At 73.6% G+C, this 13,378-nt stretch carries 14 protein-coding genes and 1 pseudogene; 4 read left to right on the top strand and 11 right to left on the bottom strand.

Annotation, left to right across the window (positions count from 1 at the left end):
- Positions 1-536 precede the first annotated feature (536 nt).
- Positions 537-2,000 (bottom strand): aminotransferase class I/II-fold pyridoxal phosphate-dependent enzyme, encoded by a 1,464-nt coding sequence (locus tag DEF28_RS28990; protein WP_114399699.1) that lies wholly within the window; start codon positions 1,998-2,000, stop codon positions 537-539.
- A 225-nt stretch (positions 2,001-2,225) separates the two neighbouring features.
- Between DEF28_RS28990 and DEF28_RS22000 the strand changes: the two genes are divergently transcribed.
- Positions 2,226-2,780 (top strand): hypothetical protein, encoded by a 555-nt coding sequence (locus tag DEF28_RS22000; protein ID WP_233515472.1) that lies wholly within the window; start codon positions 2,226-2,228, stop codon positions 2,778-2,780.
- Positions 2,781-3,247: 467 nt separating this feature from the next.
- Here DEF28_RS22000 and DEF28_RS21995 read toward each other — a convergent pair whose 3' ends face one another.
- Positions 3,248-3,445 (bottom strand): zf-HC2 domain-containing protein, encoded by a 198-nt coding sequence (locus DEF28_RS21995; protein ID WP_114399697.1) that lies wholly within the window; start codon positions 3,443-3,445, stop codon positions 3,248-3,250.
- Between the two features lie 49 nt (positions 3,446-3,494).
- Between DEF28_RS21995 and DEF28_RS21990 the strand changes: the two genes are divergently transcribed.
- Entirely contained in the window at positions 3,495-4,103 is a 609-nt protein-coding gene (locus tag DEF28_RS21990; protein WP_233515471.1) for a sigma-70 family RNA polymerase sigma factor, read from the top strand.
- A 70-nt stretch (positions 4,104-4,173) separates the two neighbouring features.
- On the opposite strand, the gene DEF28_RS21985 is transcribed toward DEF28_RS21990, so the two are convergent.
- A complete protein-coding gene (locus tag DEF28_RS21985; protein ID WP_114399696.1) occupies positions 4,174-5,040 on the bottom strand; it encodes an oxidoreductase in 867 nt (288 codons plus the stop codon).
- 106 nt (positions 5,041-5,146) lie between these two features.
- Here DEF28_RS21985 and DEF28_RS21980 point away from each other — a divergent pair, with 106 nt between their 5' ends.
- Together DEF28_RS21980 and DEF28_RS21975 are read left to right on the top strand one after the other, a co-directional pair.
- Positions 5,147-6,046 (top strand): LysR family transcriptional regulator, encoded by a 900-nt coding sequence (locus DEF28_RS21980; RefSeq protein WP_114399695.1) that lies wholly within the window; start codon positions 5,147-5,149, stop codon positions 6,044-6,046.
- A 157-nt stretch (positions 6,047-6,203) separates the two neighbouring features.
- Positions 6,204-6,395, top strand: coding sequence for a DUF1918 domain-containing protein (locus DEF28_RS21975; RefSeq protein ID WP_114399694.1), 192 nt, complete (start codon positions 6,204-6,206; stop codon positions 6,393-6,395).
- A gap of 56 nt (positions 6,396-6,451) precedes the next feature.
- Here DEF28_RS21975 and DEF28_RS21970 read toward each other — a convergent pair.
- The 8 genes and pseudogenes from DEF28_RS21970 to DEF28_RS21935 all read right to left on the bottom strand — a co-directional run.
- A pseudogene (locus DEF28_RS21970) lies at positions 6,452-7,225 on the bottom strand (putative protein N(5)-glutamine methyltransferase); the annotation flags it as partial.
- 352 nt (positions 7,226-7,577) lie between these two features.
- Positions 7,578-8,045, bottom strand: a complete 468-nt coding sequence (locus tag DEF28_RS21965; protein WP_114399692.1) for a hypothetical protein — start codon at positions 8,043-8,045, stop codon at positions 7,578-7,580.
- Positions 8,046-8,297: 252 nt separating this feature from the next.
- Complete coding sequence (locus DEF28_RS21960; protein ID WP_114399691.1) at positions 8,298-8,744, bottom strand: protein-tyrosine phosphatase family protein; 447 nt, start codon at positions 8,742-8,744, stop codon at positions 8,298-8,300.
- A 244-nt stretch (positions 8,745-8,988) separates the two neighbouring features.
- A complete protein-coding gene (locus DEF28_RS21955; protein ID WP_114399690.1) occupies positions 8,989-10,260 on the bottom strand; it encodes a L,D-transpeptidase in 1,272 nt (423 codons plus the stop codon).
- Between the two features lie 234 nt (positions 10,261-10,494).
- Complete coding sequence (locus DEF28_RS21950; protein ID WP_147280212.1) at positions 10,495-10,899, bottom strand: hypothetical protein; 405 nt, start codon at positions 10,897-10,899, stop codon at positions 10,495-10,497.
- Positions 10,900-11,247: 348 nt separating this feature from the next.
- On the bottom strand, positions 11,248-11,910 hold the full coding sequence (locus DEF28_RS21945; RefSeq protein ID WP_114399688.1) for a vitamin K epoxide reductase family protein: 663 nt from the start codon (positions 11,908-11,910) through the stop codon (positions 11,248-11,250).
- On the bottom strand, positions 11,907-12,587 hold the full coding sequence (locus tag DEF28_RS21940; protein ID WP_114399687.1) for a DsbA family protein: 681 nt from the start codon (positions 12,585-12,587) through the stop codon (positions 11,907-11,909). The genes DEF28_RS21945 and DEF28_RS21940 overlap by 4 nt, the downstream gene beginning before the upstream one ends.
- 195 nt (positions 12,588-12,782) lie before the next feature.
- The gene (locus tag DEF28_RS21935) at positions 12,783-13,223 is read right to left on the bottom strand and encodes a hypothetical protein (RefSeq protein ID WP_114399686.1); all 441 of its coding nucleotides are present in this window, start codon (positions 13,221-13,223) and stop codon (positions 12,783-12,785) included.
- Positions 13,224-13,378: the final 155 nt, after the last annotated feature.

Below are 13,378 nucleotides of genomic sequence, written 5' to 3'. Positions count from 1 at the left end.
CAACCGCTAACCCGTATACAAGCCGACCAGATCCAACCGGTCCCGCTCTTCTATCGAGGCGGCGTTTCCGCTTTGTTGTGCTCCCACTTTATCAGGTCCTCGCTCCGGCGCCAAATCGGCGCTTTCTGCTCGTTCCCGACCAAAGAAGGGATTTGGAATTCGATTCCGGACTTTCGACCCGGTCTCTCGTTCCGTTGTGTCTTCACTTTATCAGGGCCGTTCCGATCCACCAAACCGGCGTTTTCGCAACGTCTCTGACCACCGACACGAAAATGCCCGCGATCCATTCGTGGGCACAACGAGTATGCCAGAACGAATCGACGTCCAAGACCGTTGAGTGGTGGGCTCGTCCGCCAGTCGGCGTCCGGTTTGCCCGAGAGAAGACCGTCGCCGCGGTCCGAGTGCAGAACCCGTCCCGTTTCAGGCGACTCGATGAACTATAGTCCTGGCTCCCCGGACCGCCAAGTCAACGCGCCGTGACGTGCGCCACTCCTGTGCCGCTCCTTCGTCCGCCGGCCGGGGTCTTCGGTACCCCGTCACTCGGCGACCACACGCAGCGTCTTCATCGTGCCGTCGGCCGCGTCCGGAATGAGCATGCCCGCTGGCGGACCACTGGCGAGGTAGTCCAGGACCTCGCCGGTGATGCGCTCGCCCGGCGCCAGCACCGGCACTCCCGGCGGGTACGGGCTGACCATCTCCGCCGCCACGCGGCCGACCGCGTCATCAAGGGCCACCGTCTCGCTCGGGGCGAAGAAGGCGTCGCGGGGCAGCATCACGGTGTCCAGCTCCAGCGCCCCCGGCCGCGGTGGCCGGACCTCGGGCAGGCGCTCCATGTCCGTGGACGCGGCCACCACCCGGCGGAACGCCTCGACCAGGTACCCGACCGTGTCGTCGTCATCGGCGTGCGTGATCTGGACGCTGACCCTGCGGTGGTCGGCCAGCCCCACGTTGACGTGCGCGTGGGCGTGCAGCCAGTCCGCCACCTGGTAGCCGTTCACGTCGAGGTCCCGCACGTCCACGACGATCTTCAGCACGTCTTGGTCGGCAGCGCATCCCGGGCGCACGATGTCGTCGCGGCTCAGCACCGAGAGGCCCGGCACCGCGTCGAGCTCCTCCCGCACCCGCGTCGCCCGGCGGATCGCCCCGGCCAGCAGGGCACGTCCCTGCTGCACCATCTGCCGGCGCCAGCCGTCGAGGGCGGCGTACATCAGCACGGAGGCGCTGGTGGTCCCCAGCAGGTCCTCGCACGCGCGCAGGGTCGCGGGGTCGACCCGGTCGCCCCGGAGGTGGAACACGGAACTCTGCTCCAACCCGGAGCCCATCTTGTGGACGCTCGTGAGGACCACGTCGGCACCGACGCTCACACCCCACTGCGGGAGGTCCTCATGGAACGGGAAGTGCGCTCCCCACGCCTCGTCCACGACGAGCGGGACCCCGTGCTCGTGGCACACGTCGGCAACACCGGCGATGTCCGCGCACGTGCCGTAGTCGGTGGGGCTGATGAGCAGCATCCCCCACGCGTCGGGGTGCGAGTCGAGGGCGTGCCGCGCGTCTCCCGGCTCCGGAGGGTGCGACAGGTGCAGGTCGCCGTCGAAGTGCGGGTGCACCCAGACCGGCTCGACCCCGCTGAGCACGACGGCCGCGACCACCGACTTGTGGGCGTTGCGCGACACCAGCAGCTTGGAGTGCGGCGGTGCCACCGCGAGCAGCGCGCTCTTCACCGAGAGGGAGCTGCCGCAGGTCGAGAAGAACGCGTGGTCCGCGCCCACCGCGTCGGCCATCAGCTCTTGGGCCCGTTCCAGCACGCGGCCGGTCATGCGCCGGTCGTCGAGGGCGTTCATCGACAGGATGTCGGAGGTGAAGGCGTCGTCGCCGAGCACCTCCCGCACCCGCGGGTCGATGCCGCGTCCCTGCTTGTGCCCGGGCGGGTTGAAGGAGACGTCTCCACGCCGGTGGAACGCCGAGATCGCTTCGAGTACCGGGGCGCGCGACTGGTCCATGACTGGCCTCTCCCGACGACGTTCGCTCGGCCGCCGGAGCCCGGGGCGGGGATCCGCGGCCTGTACCCGCTCCGGCTACCCAGCGCGCCGGGCGGGTAACGCGCCCGGGGCGCCGGCCCGGCGGACCGCCCCCACTGCCGCGCGTGGCGCGGGTGGTGGCACGATGGCCCCACGATGTCAGCGCCGCCCCCGCCACGATGGCTCCGCGCCGGGATGTTCGCCGGCGTGGCTGTCGGGTTGTCGGCCGGTGGCCATGCGCTGAGTTCGGGGCACGCCGTCGCCGCTTCCGGCCTGGTCATCGCGTTCGCCGGCGTCTTCCTGGCGGCGCGGGCGGCGGCCGGCCGCGAGCGCGGGTTCGCCCAGATCCTCGGCTGGATGCTGTGGGGCCAACTCGCGCTGCACCTGTTCTTCTCCGTGTTCTCGGGGCTCACCGGCGGCATGCCGCCGGATCCGGCCGGCGCGGCCCAGGCGGTTGGCCACCAGATGTCAGCCGTTCCCAGCGATACGGGGGCGTCTGGGCCGGGGATGCTCGCCGCGCACCTCGGCGCGGCGGTCGTGAGCGCCTGGTGGCTGCGCCGCGGGGAGGCGGCGGCCTTCTCCCTGGCCGGGCAGCTGGTCACGCTGCTGTTCGGCCTGCTCTGGGCGCCGCTGCGGCCGCGGACCGTTCCGGCGGTCCGCCGGCCGGCCGGATTCCCGCGCACCGCGCAGGGGCGGCCGCGTCCGGCGGCGCTGCGGCACGTCGTCGTTCTGCGTGGTCCGCCCCGGCCCCTTCCGGCCTGACCTGATACGCCCGGACCGCAGCGGTCCCGGCGCGTCTGAGGGGTGTCCGCCGCGGCGGGCGGTGCACGCGTGTGCGCCCGCCGATTCCGCCGCGCGAAGCCGGGACCGCCGCCGAGAGCGGCCGGCCCACCGGCCCGCGGAACGGCATGGCCCCCTGCGACGCCCGGGTCAGCCGTCGCGGCATCGGCCTGTGCGCCCATGGGTGCCGGAACCGCCGGGCGCGTTCGCGGCGGCGTGAGTCTCCGCCCCGCCGCCTGGTCCGCTCACCGCGCCCTGACCAACGGGATCTCCGCCGCGGGCCCACCGCCGCGGAGCCCTCCTGGGGCGCGCCTTCGTCGCCCTGCCGCGCGGGTGCCCGCGCGGTACGGCTGGTAACCGAGGAAGCACTCACCATGCCGTGGAACGAACGTTCTGGCGGTCACCCCCCAACGCCCCGCATGGACCCGCGCGGCGCGCGGCGTCCGGGGCTAGCGGTCCCCGCCGAGCTTGCGACCCGCCGCCGGGCGCAGGCCCCTGATCAGCGTGCGCAGGTCGCGGGCGTTGGCCTGCCAGCGCGCGCATCGCGCACACTCCCGAAGATGGGCGCGCACCGCCTCCGCCGGCCGGCCCGGGTCCTCCCCGTCCAGCTCCGCGGACACGGCCGTCCGGCAGTCGTCGCACTTCACCGCCCCATCATCGCTGATACCGGCTACCGCCTCCCGGGGGTGACACGCCGTGGATGACGCCTTGATCACCGACATGGCGTTCGCGGCCCGGGACGGAGCCGAGGACGCGGTCGAGCAGCTGATCCGGGCTACCCGTCGGCAGGTCGCCGGCTACATCGCCCGTATGGCAGACCCGCAGTCGGTGGAGGAGCTGACCCAGGAGACCTACATCCGGGCGCTGCGCGGCCTGCCGCGCTTCGCGGGCCGGTCGTCGGCGCGGGTCTGGCTGCTGTCGATCGCCCGGCGGACCGTGGTGGACCGGTACCGCTCGCTCGCCGCGCGCCCCCGGACGACCGGCGTCGTGGACTGGGACCTGGTGCCGGCGCGTCCGGCGCGGGCCGCGACGCGCTTCGACGAAGCCCTGGTGCTCCGCGACCTGCTGAACGGTCTGGCCGAGCCGCGGCGGTCCGCGTTCGTGCTGACCCAGTTGGACGGGTTCTCCTACGCCGAGGTGGCGCGGATGACCGGCGTCCCGGTGGGCACGGTGCGCTCCCGGGTGGCGCGGGCCCGGGCCGACCTCATCGACGCCCTGCGGCTGGCCGACCGCGGCACCGGCGACGGTGCCGCTGCCGCTCCGGTGTCCCGCGCCCGGGGTTACGGCGGTCAGCGCGCGAAATAGCTGCGGTCCGTAACACGCCGCCCGCTCCGCCCGCCGAACCGGTGCGGTGCGGGCGGCGCACCGGCGGGGCTCAGCTGTCGACGTCCATGCCGCGGCTGACGGACGCCCAGGCCACGGCCTCGGCACGCGCGGAGTCCAGGTGGGCGAGGACGCCGTCGGCCGCGTCGTTTCCCAGCGGCAGCCGCAACGGCGGCTTGTCCGCCGCCAGCGCGGCGAGGATGGCGGCCGCGGCCTTGTCCGGATCTCCCGGCTGCCTGCCGTCGGTGCTCGGCAGCGAGGTGCGGAGCGGGCCGACGGTGTCCTGGTAGGCGGGCAGGGGTGTGGACCGCAGCAGGACGTCATTGCCGGCGAACGCCGTCCGGAACGCCCCGGGTTCGACGATCAGCACCTGGATCCCGTGCGGAGCGACCTCGTGTGCGAGTGCTTCGGACAGCCCCTCCAGCGCGAACTTGCTCGCCGAGTAGGCGCCGACGCCCGCGAACGAGAACCGGCCGCCCATGCTGCTCATCTGCACGATGGCGCCGGAGCTCCGGCTCCGCATGTGCGGCAGCACGGCGCGGACGAGGGCCGCGGGGCCGAAGAAGTGCAGCTCCATCATCTCGCGGAGTTCGCCGTCGGCGGCCTCCTCGACCGCGCCGATGTGGCCGCGGCCGGCGTTGTTGACCAGGACGTCGATCCGCCCGCACCGGCGGACCGCCTCGGCCACGACGTCGGTGATCCGCTGGTGGTCGGTGACGTCCAGGGCGAGGGGGACGAGATGGTCGGGGTACCCGGTGGCGAGGCCGCGCAGCGTCTCGGGTCGGCGCGCCGTCGCCACGACGGTGTCGCCGGCGGCGAGGGCGGCCTCGGCGACGGCACGTCCGAAACCGGAGGACGCGCCGGTGATCAGCCAGACCCGTTCGTCCTTCTCGGGGGCGGATAGGTGGTCGGTGGCCATGTGATCTCCCCTGTCGCGGTTGACGACTCCAGTTATGGCAGCGTGCGGGACGCGGCGTCCACGACAGAGAACGTGCCGACCGATAAAGCCGACTTATCATCCCTGGGTGGAGCTGCGTCAACTGCGGTATCTCGTCGTGATCGCCGAGGAGGGCAACCTCGGCCGGGCCGCGGCGCGGTTGTACGTCAGCCAGCCCGCCCTCTCCTATGCGCTTCGGAGCCTGGAGGCGGAGTTGGGGGTGCGGCTGTTCGATCGGCATTCCGGAGGAGTGGCCGCCACGGCCGCCGGCCGGGACGTCGTGGCCGAGGCGCGCCGCACCCTGCGCCAGGCGGAGCGGGTGGCGGTCACCGCCGAACGGCACCGCCGCGGCCAGACCGGCGTGCTCAGAGTGGGCTTCGTGGCCAGCGGAGCGGGCGAGCTCACCACCCGCGCGCGGGCCGAGTACGCCCGGCGCCACCCCGGGGTGGCCGTGGAGCCGAAGCGCTTCGACTGGGGGCAGGAGGCGGCCGCGTTGCGCGAGGGCCAAGCCGACGTCGCGTTCGTCTGGCTGCCCGCCGACCTCACGGGGCTGCACGCCCAGGTGGTGCACACCGAGGCCCGGGTCGTCGGTCTGCCCGCGGGCCACCGCCTGGCCGGCCGCGCCGGCGGAGTCTCCGTCTTGGAGGTCAACGACGAACCCCTGATGTGGACGGAGCGGGCGCCGCGCGGGTGGGTCGACTGGTGGGCGGTCAACCCGCGGCCGGACGGGTCGAGCCCGCGCTGGGGTCCGACGAACGACAACGTGGAGGAGATGCTGGAGCGGGTGGCCGAGGGCGCGGCCGTCTGCTTCGCCGCCGCCAGCATGGCGCGGTACTACGCCCGACCGGACCTCGCCTGGGTCACGCTCACCGACGTCGAACCGCTGCGGGTCGCCCTGGCCTGGCCCGACGGCGCGGCCGGGCCGCTCGTCCGGGGGTTCGCGGAGGTCGTGCGGGAACTCGCGGCCGACCTTCGCCGCCCCCCGTGACCGCCGCCGGGTGCCGGCAGCGGGCGAGCGCACGGTGCCCGGGCTGTCGGGCTCGGCAGGTGTCACTGTGGATAACCGCGACTTAGGGTTCCTGACTGATTACTGTGTGCTGTGCACGGCCGGTCGGCCGGGCGGTGACGAATCCGAGGGAGCGGGCATGCGGGCGAGCGTCGGTGACATCCTCCATGTGCACAGCAGGACCGTGGGCGTGAGCGCCAAGCGGGGCGAGATCATCGAGATCCGCGGGTCCGAGGGCGCACCTCCCTACGTGGTGCGCTTCGCCGACGGCCACGAGTCGCTCGTCTTCCCCGGCCCGGAGTGCGTGATCGAGCCGCCGTCCGGGGAGTGAGCGGGGCGGGCGGGGCTTCTCCCGGAGCTCCCGCCCCGGCCCGCGGCTCCCTGGCGGCCCACCACAACGGTGGCGTCCCACTCCGCGCAGGTGCGCACCCGGCAGGACAGACCGCCCGCGGCGAAGATCCGAACGGCCGCCTCGATCTGACGGACGGACACCTCCACGAGCAGACGGCCACCCGGAGCCAGCCACGTGCCGGCGTCGGCGGCGACCCGGCGCACCAGGTCCAGGCCGTCGGGACCGCCGTCCAGGGCCTGCCGGGCCTCGTGCACACGGGCCTCGGGGGGCAGCAGTGGGATCTCATGGGTGGGGACATAGGGGACGTTGGCCACCAGAACCTGGATCCGGCCGCGCAGCTCGTCGGGGAGGGCGTCATACAGGTCGCCGCGGTGGACGGGATGGCCGGGCAGGTTGCGCCGTGCGCAGACCACGCTCGCCGCGTCGATGTCGGCCGCGTGCACGATGAGGTCGGGCCGCTCGGCGGCCAGCACCGCGCCGAGCGCGCCCGAGCCGCAGCACAGGTCGACGACCACCGCGCCCGGCCCGGCCAAGGCGAGGGCTTCCCGGACCAGGAACTCGCTGCGGGGGCGGGGGACGAACACTCCCTCGCCCACCCGCACGCGCAGTCCGCAGAACTTCGCCCAGCCCAGTACGTGCTCAAGTGGGGAACCCGCGCACCTCCGCTCGACCAGCACGGCCAGTTCCTCGGGAGTGCGCGCGGCGTCGGCGATCAGGGCCGCTTCCTGCTCGGCGAAGACGCAACCGGCGGCGCGCAGCCGGGCGGCCAGTTCGGGAAGAGCCAGGAGCGGTGTAGACGGGGAAGTCACAGCAGCCCTTTCGACCAGTGTCGTCGGGCGCTTCCCTCCTACAGCGGGTCCGGGTGACCTCGCGGTGAGAGCGCCCAATCTCCAACAGCGGTGATCGGTCTCACCTCCCCTGGTCGTCTTTCGCGGGTGGCCACGCTAGCACGGGGCCTGCGGGTACGCCCGGCGTTATTCGGCCGACCAGTGCGGGGGCGCGGGCCGCGCACCGCGGCCATGGCTACCAGACCGTCCGGACGCCGCGCGAGAAGGGCGGCCACACCGCCGGTTCCTGGTGCGCCGCTCCTGGCGCGCCCGCGCGGCCAGCTCCCGCCGCGGGGCCCGGTCGCCGTGCCGCGCCAGGCCCGGTTCCGGACGGCTACGCGGACTCCGGCTCGCCGAGCTCGGTCGCCAGTCGGCGCATGGCCGAGCGGATGCCATCGCCGTAGGCATCGTCCCGGAGCATGTGCGCGTTCGCCTGTGCCTGGCGGAGGTGTTCGCGGGCCTTCGCTTCCTCGCCCAGCCGGTGGTAGTCGTCCGCCAGGTTGACGTGCAGGGACGGGTAGAAGCCGCGGAGGTCCAGCGACGCGTGGTACTGCTTGACGCGCTCGTCCGTGGACGCGTCGGCCGCGGCCAGCGCGCGGATGTCCCACGCGAGCTCGTTCCGCGGGTCGTCCTGGAGGTCCGCCATGTAATGGGCGAGGACGCACCGGTGGAAGGCGTCCCCGTCCGGGGAGATGTCCACCCAGATCTCGGCGAGCCGCTGCCGGGCTCCCTCGGCGTCGCCCTCGCGGTGCAGGGTGATCGCGTCCGCGATCCGCCGCATCGTCGGATCCTCGTCCGTCACGTGCTCTCCTCGCTGCTCTTCGGTGGCCGGCGGCAGCGTAGGGGAGACCACTGACAGGGAGCCCCGTCCGATGGGCGGAGCAGGCGGTGCTGCACGGAAGGGACGCGGCGGAGGACGAGCGGCGTTGGGGGACCGGCAGCAGGTGCCCGCCGGAACCGCGCGCCTTGTCCGGCGCTGTCCCCGGGGCTCGGGCCCGCCCGGCGGGCGACCCGCTCGGGTCGGGACCCGCCCGCCGCAGACCGTCCCCGGTGGTCAGCCGGCCGCAGCGCCCTCCGGGAACCGGGCGACGAAGCGGCGCTGCCACGGTGTCTCGACCGCGCGGGGCCCGTAGTGCTCCCGGACGTAGCGGACCGCATCGCCGCTGGGCACCCCGTCCAGGACCGCGAGGCAGGCGAGCGCGGTACCCGTCCGCCCGTGGCCGCCGCCGCAGGCGATCTCGACGCGCTCACTCTCGGCGCGTGTCAACGCCTCGCGAAGTGCCGCATGGAAGGCGGCGCGGTCGGACGGCAGCCAGAAGTCCGGCCAGCGCACCCAGCGGCTCTCCCAGGACACGGCGGGCGGTTGCCGCCCGAGCAGGTACAGCGCGAACTCGGGTTCCGGTCCGTCCGGAAGGGGGTGGCGCAGTCCCCGGCCACGGACGAGTCGGCCGGAGGGGAGCCGGAGCACCCCCGTCGAGTCGGGCTTCCACGTAGCGATCACGCGCCGAGCGTAGCCTGCCGGGCCGCCGGGCACCGGGTCTGGGGCGACGAGGCGGGGCGGACCTCCGGGCGGCGCCGCGTGAGGACACCCGGAATGTCGCGCCGCACCGGTGTCCCACCTGCGATGGTCCCTCACCCGGTCCCCGCACCAGAGCGCCGCCGCCGACCGCAGGGAAGACGGTCGACGGCGGCGCTCAGGACTCCGCGCGGAGTCGGCCGAACCGGGTCACGGGGTCATCCGCGCCTCATTCCGCCGCGGAGTGCGGGGAGCCCGGGGTGCCAGCCTCCCCGGTGTCGTCGGCCTCGCCGGTGGCGCTGTTCTCCAGCCACTCGTCCCAGGAGCGCTGCCAGTAGCCCCACCCGTTGTCGACCTCCAGCTCGCGGTCGGTGCCGGTGATGATGAGCGGGTCGCCCATGTAGGAGTTCTCGTAGAACCAGCGGGCGTCCTCGGGCGCGAGGTTGGGGCAGCCGTGGCTGAGGTTGGCCTCGCCGAGCTGGTCGTTCCACGGCGCGGAGTGCGTGAACTCGCCGCTGTTGGAGAAGCGGACGGCGTAGTCGACGTCCAGCTTGTAGTAGTCCGGGTGGCCTTCGGGGATGCCGACCGTCGCCGAGTCCATGACCAGCCGGTCGTACTTCTCCATGGTCAGGTGCACGCCGCTGGTGGTGGTGTAGGCGCGGGTGGTCGCCATGCCGAGGCTGGTGGGGAAGTCCTGGATCTGCTCGCCGTCGCGCTCCACGAGCATGCGCTTGGTGTCGCTGTCGATCCGGGTGATCTGCGACCGGCCGACCTCGAACCGCAGCTGGTGGTTCTCGATCCCGTAGACGCCGTCGGCGGCCTGGACACCGGCGAGGCGCAGGTTGACCGTCACCTCCTGGTTCGGCTGCCAGTACTCCTCCGGGCGGAACACCGCCATCTGGTCGCCGAACCAGTTCCACGCACCGGCGACGGCCTGCTCCGACATGACCTCCATCGCCGCCTCGACCTGCGCCTTGTTCTGCACGGGGAGGTCGAAGTTGACGATGACCGGCATGCCGACCCCGACCGTCTGGCCGCTGGTGGGGAAGTTCGACTGCAGTTCCAGGCGCTGCCCCTGCACCGCCTCCAGCGTGGAGAAGCCGCTCACGACCTCGGTCGCCTCGCCGTCGGCGTTCTCCGCGGTCGCGGTCACCGTGATGTCGGCGCCGGGCACGAGGGTCCAGTCGCTGGTCCACTCGGTCTCGTCCTCGTTCAGGGTGCCGGTCATCTCGTTGGCGCCCTCGGCCTCCAGGCCGGCGATCTCGACCTGGACGCCCGTGATCGTCCCGCCCTCGGCGACGACCGAGATGGGGAGGTCCGGGCGCACCTCGTCGGCGCCGTCCTCGGGGGTGATGCGCACTTCGGCCGGGCCACCGCCCGACTGCTCGGCCCCGGATGTGTCGGCCTCGCCGGAGGAGCAGCCGGCCGCGGCGACCAGTCCGAGCACTGCCAGACCGACGCCGATTCCTCGGGCCAGCGTGGGAGAAAGGGTGTCCATCATCGTGGGGGTCTCCGTGTGATCGTCGCGTGGTCCCCGCAATGGGGACCGGGGGAGCGGCCGGCCCGGAGAAGGGGCACCGGCCGGGGCGCCCGTATCCCCGCGAGGAGCAGGCGCGGGTGGGCGAAGGGGCGGTCGCTGGCGGACTCCCGGCGCAACGGCCCGGATCGGGACCGGGGTATCGGCCGGATCAGCGCTGGCCGGGCGGCCGGGACAGGCGGAAAGGCGCGGAAGGCCCTAGACCCGCTGGACGCACAGCGTCCGGAGCAGCCGAGTCCCACCGCGGGCTGCGGCGTGCGGTGACGGTGGCGACATCGTCGCCGGCTGCGCGGGCCCGCTCCAGATCAGGGCGAAGGCCGTCACCCCGAGCGCGAGGAGGGCGGCGAACTTCACGATGCCGCGCTTGTCGACGGTGACGCCGATGCCGGAGCCGAACTCGCACTGGTGCCGCGGCTCGGCGGCGTCGGCGGTGGCCGGGGCGAGCCCGGCGGACGCCGCGGTCGAGGCAGCGGTTTCCTCGCGAGTGGCCGCGGCGGCGGTATCGGGGTGGCAGAGCGAGCCCAGGACATGGGCGATGAACAGCAGCGCGAGAAGCAGGACCCGGACATCGGATCGCCGCTTCACCACCGTCATCTCCGACACGACTCGAACCTTACCGAATCCCCTGCGGGACAGGGCCTTCTGTCCCGGGATCGGGGTCCGGACGGCCGGGCGCCGCCCTGGGGCGAGGACGCGCGGCCGGTCGCGGGACCGGCCGGACCGCGCTGTCCGGCGGGCGAAGCGGACCGCCGAGGAGGGCCCTCGGTGTCGGACGCGGTACACCGCACACCGGGGGCTTTGGTCCGGCGCGGTCGGCCGGACGGGCCCTGGTGAGGGAGACGCGGAACCGCGTCCTCCGGGGCCGGCCCCGGAGGCCGGCTCGGGTCCGGCACCGCCCGCCAGCCGTCCGGGTCCGGGCCCGCCACCGAGGGCGGCGGGCCCGGTCCGGCGTCACAGCAGGGTCTGCCAGTACGTCCAGAACGCCTGCCCGATGGCCGCCACCACCGCCAGCGCCCACACGGTGAGCACGACGGTGTGGTTCCGGGCGAGGACGTCCAGGGGACGTCTCCCCCGTCCGCCCACCGGGAGGTGCCCGGTGCGCAGGTTGTGCAGTGTGACGTACCAGAAGATCGGCACGGTGACCGCCCAGACCACCATGCAGTAGGGGCACAGCGCGCTGATGCGGTACAGGCTCTGGAAGATGAGCCAGTGCACGAAGCCGGCGCCGAACACGACTCCCGCCTGCAGGCCGAGCCAGAACCACCGCTGGAAGCGCGCGCCGGCGAGCAGTGCCATGCCCACCGTGGTGACCACGGCGAAGCAGGCGATCCCGATCAGCGGGTTGGGCACCCCGAAGACCTCGGCCTGCGGGGAGTTCATCACCGTTCCGCACGAGATCACCGGGTTGATGCTGCAGGTCGGCTGGTAGTCGGCGTCGCGGAGCACGTTCAGCTTCTCGACGAGCAGCGCACCGGCCGCCGCCAGTCCGACCGCGCCGCCGCCGGCGAGCAGCCAGGGCAGGGCGCGGCTGATGACGGGGAGGTCGGCGCCCGGGGCGCTCGCCTGCCCGCGTGCCTCGGCGTCGGGCGCGGGCGTCGCGGCGTGGGGGGTCACTCGCCCAGCTCCCGGTCGATCATGTCGGTCAGTACCCGGTAGCTGGGCATGCTCTCCGTCTGCCGGCCGTTCACGTAGATGGTCGGCGTGCCCTGCACCCCGAGTTCCACGCCGTCCTCGAAGTCGGCCCGCACCCGCTCCAGGGTCGCCGGGTCCTCCATGGTGGCCGTGAACCGCTCGACGTCCAGGCCGAGGTCCTCGGCGAAGCCGACGAAGACATCGGCCTGCGGCTCCCTCGACTCACCCCACTCGGCCTGGGTCTCATACATCCGCATGTACATCTCCTCCAGGGCGTCCTGCTCGGCGGCGGCCTCCACGGCGGCCGCGGCGGGCTCGGAGTTGGTGTGGCCGGGCAGCGGGAAATAGCGGATGACGAAGTTGATCCGGCCGTCGTACTCCTCCCGGATCCGCTCCATCACGGGGAACTGGGCGCGGCACGCCTCGCACTCGAAGTCGAGGAACTCCACGACGGTGACGTCGGAGTCCTCGGCGCGGGAGAGGTAGTGGCTGTCCTCCCGGATGAGGAGCTCCTCCGGCGCGACGGTCGGGGAGGGGCTGCCGGCCGCGTCGGTGCCGCCGGGCGGCGCGGGGGCGCGGTCGACGCTGTAGGCGAAGAGCCCGAGCGCGACGACCGAGCCGATGATCAGGACGAGGGTGATCGCGAGGTTTCTGGTCATGTCACTTCCAGTGCGCATGGGGAGCCCGGGGGCGTGGCCGCCGGGGTCGCCCGCAGGGCGGGAAAGGTCGAGGGGCGCGGGTGGGCGACGGCCGGGCATCGCCGGGCCGCGTGCGGTACCGCGTCGGGGAAGGCGGGCACGGCGGGATGACCGCGTCAGCGGCGGTCGGAGGTCACCGTGCGGAGGGTTCTCGGCCTAGACCCGCTGGACGCACAAGGTCACGAGCAGCCTGGTCCCGGCGAGGGAGCTGCCGGGGAACAGCCGGGCGAACCACGGCCGGGGGCGCGGCGGCGCCAACCAGAGCGCCGTGATCACCAGGGCACCGAGGAGGAGGCCGGCGAGGGCCTTGCCTCCGGCGAGCCACTGGTCGGCCACATCGCTCCCGGCGCAGGCGTGCCGTTCGAGGGCCGGCTCCTCGGCGTGGGAGAGAGCGGCCGGGGGCGCGGCGGCGGTCCCGCCGGCCTCGGCGACGGTGGCGGTCGGCGTCCCCGCGACCGCGAAGGCGGACGCGGCGACGGACGCGTGGCAGACCGAGCAGAGGAAGTGTGCGAGCACCAGCAGCGACAGCAGCAGGACCCGCGTCCCGCCGCGTCGCCGGCGTAGCGGGGTGGCCGCCGCCGGGGCTGATGTCGTCACGGGAGGAACCTTATCCGCGCCGTGTCGACATGACGCTTTGGCGGCGGGTCGACCGGAATGCCCGGCCGACACGGGCGGGCGGCCGACGGTGGGCAGGCCGGGCTATGGCTGGCCGACCGGATGTACGGGGCAGCCGGGGGCGGGCAGCCATAGCC

The organism is Marinitenerispora sediminis, from assembly GCF_003336425.1.
Lineage (GTDB): Bacteria > Actinomycetota > Actinomycetes > Streptosporangiales > Streptosporangiaceae > Marinitenerispora > Marinitenerispora sediminis.
This window is presented reverse-complemented; position numbering and strand designations above follow the sequence as displayed.